This is a genomic window from Yoonia sp., from assembly GCF_042093035.1.
Taxonomy (GTDB): domain Bacteria; phylum Pseudomonadota; class Alphaproteobacteria; order Rhodobacterales; family Rhodobacteraceae; genus Yoonia.
The window spans coordinates 1-2,553 of record NZ_JBELFI010000194.1 but is presented as its reverse complement, the minus strand read 5'-3'; the positions used below and the strand labels follow the sequence as shown (position 1 = coordinate 2,553).

Sequence of the window (2,553 nt, the reverse complement as noted above, 5' to 3'; positions counted from 1 at the left end):
TGCGATCGCCGCTGCGTTTCGTACGGTCGCGGCAGGCAGACTTTGCCGGACGAACCGCAACAGCCAAGGCGCCAATGAAACGATGGCCGCGTGTCTGATCGCCAGTGGCGAGCTGCGGTCAAACAGCAGGCGCGGCAGGTCACGCAAAACAGCGGGGCTTCCTACCGGCATCACGGCGTAATCGGCGATTGTGCCTGCATTGCCGTAGGAGGCACCCGATCCGGCGTCTTGCGGATCCACAAGGATCACTTCATGCCCGGCCTGGGCAAGTCTGAATGCACAACTAAGCCCGATAATGCCTGCGCCGATCACTGCGATCTCGACCCGTTCAACCATGTGGTGGCCCTTCGTTGGTCATACTTTCCAGACTTTGTTATCTCTCGATCGCGTGTACACCATTTGATCGGTTGTTGACTGAATTTGAACAAGGCGTCGAATTGCTCGGTCCGTGTTTGATCGTTGTCGTGTCACAAGTCTGGCAGGGACAGAAAACCGGCATCGAATAACCGATCAGCGTCGCAATATCCCACGGATTCAACGACGCAAGCCCTGCGATTTAGGAAGTAAATTGTTGCATTTTCAAATCAGTACGAACAGTCCTGTCCCGTCTTTGTATATGGTCTACGATGGTGGCAAGGCGCATAATTTCCGCACTGTCCGCTTACCTTCAGGAAAAATTATGACTTCAACATACTACGCACCCCAAGGTGGTCAACCTGGCCAGAATCAACTGCTTACAGATCGCGCTGTTTTCACAAACGCCTATGCTGTGATCCCAAAGGGGACCATGCGCGACATCGTAACCAGCTTTCTGCCATTCTGGTCGCAAACCCGTCTATGGGTGCTTTCAAGACCGCTCAGCGGGTTCGCGGAAACGTTTTCTCAGTATATCATGGAAGTTCAACACGGAGGCGGTTCAGATAACCCTGAGACTGACCCCCGCGCCCAAACTGTGCTGTTCGTGGTTGAGGGGACGGCAACGCTCGAGGTAAATGGCGCAATCTACGAATTAACGCCCGGTGGCTATGCGTATCTACCTGCGGGCCGCAAGTGGCGTCTGCACAATCAGCACCAGCAAACCCTTCGGTTTCATTGGATCAGAAAAGCTTATGAGGCGGTCAGCGGCCTTGATGCGCCAGATGTGCTAATATTGAACGAGAACGATATTGTGCCAACGCCAATGGCCGGGACAGATGGAAAATGGGCGACAACGCGGTTCGTTGATCCGTCGGACATGCGCCACGATATGCACGTCACGATCGTCACATTTGAACCGGGTGCTGTCATTCCCTTCCTTGAGACACATGTCATGGAGCACGGGCTTTATGTCTTAGAGGGCAAGGCGGTCTATCGTTTGAACAGTGACTGGGTCGAAGTCGAAGCAGGTGATTACATGTGGTTGCGCGCGTTCTGTCCTCAGGCTTGCTATGCAGGTGGGCCGGGTCAGTTTCGCTATCTGCTTTACAAGGATGTGAACCGCCATATGACTTTGTGACGTTCGGCGGCGATTTTGTCGGAAGACAGAATTGGGACGCGGCGATTTAGGTAATAGCGAGATTTTTTCGGATTGTGGTGTCGCGTTTGATATTGGCTCGGTGTGATGCGCGTCAAATGCAGCCTTGGAATAGAAAAGCGGCGTGTTTCGACACGCCGCTTTTGCTTATCTTGGCTGACGCCATTTTACGCAAGGTGCTACATCAGTCCTGCTTGAGCGATCCCGTGCCTTTGCCGGCCATGCCACCAGAGACTTCTTCGGTCGCTTCATTTGCGAGTGTTTGTGGCAGCACAAGGTTCAGGAAAATGGCGATCACTGCAGCAGGCAGAATGCCCGAGGTCGCAAGGACCAATACTGTCTCTGGCAGATGTTGCAATGCGCCCGGCTCCAGCTGCAAGCCAAGGCCCAATGAAATCGCGACTGCAAAGATAACCATATTGCGCCGGTTCCAGTGCACATCCGAAAGCATGGATATGCCAGCGGCGGTCACCATCCCGAACATGACAATCACGCCACCGCCCAGAACCTGAATTGGGATCGATGAGATGATCGCACCGACTTTTGGCAACAACCCGCACGCAATCAAAAAGATCGCACCGATTGTGACGACGCCGCGGCTCATCACGCCTGTCATAGCGATCAAGCCGACATTCTGGCTGAACGAGGTGTTTGGTAAAGCGCCAAACAATCCTGACACGGCGGTTCCAAGCCCGTCTGCATAGGTTGCGCCTTGGATTTCTTTATCCGTCGCTTCACGGCCTGCGCCGCCCTTTGTGATTCCTGAAACATCGCCCACTGTTTCAACCGCCGACACGAATGCCATTGCGCAGAAACCGATGATTGACGCCATCGTAAACTCTAGACCGAAATGCAAAGGATTTGGGAACGCAAAATTCGCTGCACGCCCGATATTGCCAAGGTTTACCTGACCCAATGCGAATGCCAATGCATATCCGGCCAAGAGGCCGAGCAAGACCGCAGAGACCGATAGCATGCCACGGGCAAAGAACTTAAGTCCCAACGTCACGAAGATGACCGTCGCCGCCATCAGCCAGCTT

Annotated in this window: 3 protein-coding genes; 1 reads left to right on the top strand and 2 read right to left on the bottom strand. The window is 53.9% G+C overall.

Features of this window, described 5'->3' with window-relative positions; all coding sequences use genetic code 11:
* The coding region (locus ACFDSS_RS14485; RefSeq protein WP_375256420.1) for an FAD-dependent oxidoreductase at nucleotides 1–336 on the bottom strand (336 nt) is incomplete at its 3' end.
* Nucleotides 337–679: 343 nt separating this feature from the next.
* Here ACFDSS_RS14485 and ACFDSS_RS14480 point away from each other — a divergent pair.
* Entirely contained in the window at nucleotides 680–1,495 is an 816-nt protein-coding gene (locus ACFDSS_RS14480) for a bifunctional allantoicase/(S)-ureidoglycine aminohydrolase (RefSeq protein ID WP_375256419.1), read from the top strand.
* Nucleotides 1,496–1,697: 202 nt separating this feature from the next.
* Here the strand turns inward: ACFDSS_RS14480 and ACFDSS_RS14475 are convergent.
* Nucleotides 1,698–2,553, bottom strand: an 856-nt coding sequence (locus ACFDSS_RS14475; RefSeq protein ID WP_375256418.1) for a uracil-xanthine permease family protein, incomplete at its 5' end; no start/stop codon positions are given.

What these genes read in the sequence shown, in the direction of transcription:
- ACFDSS_RS14480 (WP_375256419.1), top strand. Translation starts at nt 680, where the DNA reads ATGACTTCAACATACTACGCACCCCAAGGTGGTCAACCTGGCCAGAAT.